The organism is Anoxybacillus thermarum (genome assembly GCF_000836725.1).
GTDB lineage: Bacteria > Bacillota > Bacilli > Bacillales > Anoxybacillaceae > Anoxybacillus > Anoxybacillus thermarum.
This window is the reverse complement of sequence record NZ_JXTH01000153.1, coordinates 1-624: the sequence shown is the minus strand read 5'-3', so window position 1 is coordinate 624 and position 624 is coordinate 1. Positions and strand designations below refer to the sequence as shown.

Below are 624 nucleotides of genomic sequence, written 5' to 3'. Positions count from 1 at the left end.
CCTCCAAAAGGGCCGCCAACAAGACAGCGAACACCTTTTGAAGAGTTCTGACTAATTGTTCCTCCAGCTCTTTTAATAAAGGCCATTCTGTGGTAAAATGTTTCATGGACTCTCTCCCTCCTGTTTTATTGATGTTGGTCATCACCATCATAGCAGGGAGAGAGTCCTTTTTGCATGACATTTGCTTTTTTCTACCGCGCTTCGCTTGGTGGCCCCGACGAGCGTCGCGAACAAAAGTTCGCAACCCTCGTCGGGGAATCATTCCTGAATGTCACCCACAAATATTTTACTCACACACATGTCGCTGTTCAAACAACGAAATAAAGAGGAGTCAGTCAAGACTTTGTGGAGAACATTTTTTCGGTTCACTACGGGTGTTGTCAATCACTAGTTAGCGAACCATTTTCAGGAATTGATATCGTAAGCGCTTTTGGACTCTCATCCCTCATCTTGAAGTGATGATATTGTATTCCATTTTTTTACACCCAACCAAAATCCCGAAGCGCCGACAACGCTTGATGGATCGGCGTCCCGGATGACCGCTGCAGACACGGTAGATTCTGACGCACCACATCTGCCCACAACCGTCCTGCCTTCCGTTTGGCCTGTTCAACCCGCTTGGAC

At 47.1% G+C, this 624-nt stretch carries 1 pseudogene; it reads right to left on the bottom strand.

Going from position 1 to position 624, the window contains the following annotated elements:
• Positions 1–479: 479 nt before the first annotated feature.
• Positions 480–624 (bottom strand): annotated as a pseudogene (locus LH47_RS15800) (UPF0236 family protein); the annotation flags it as partial.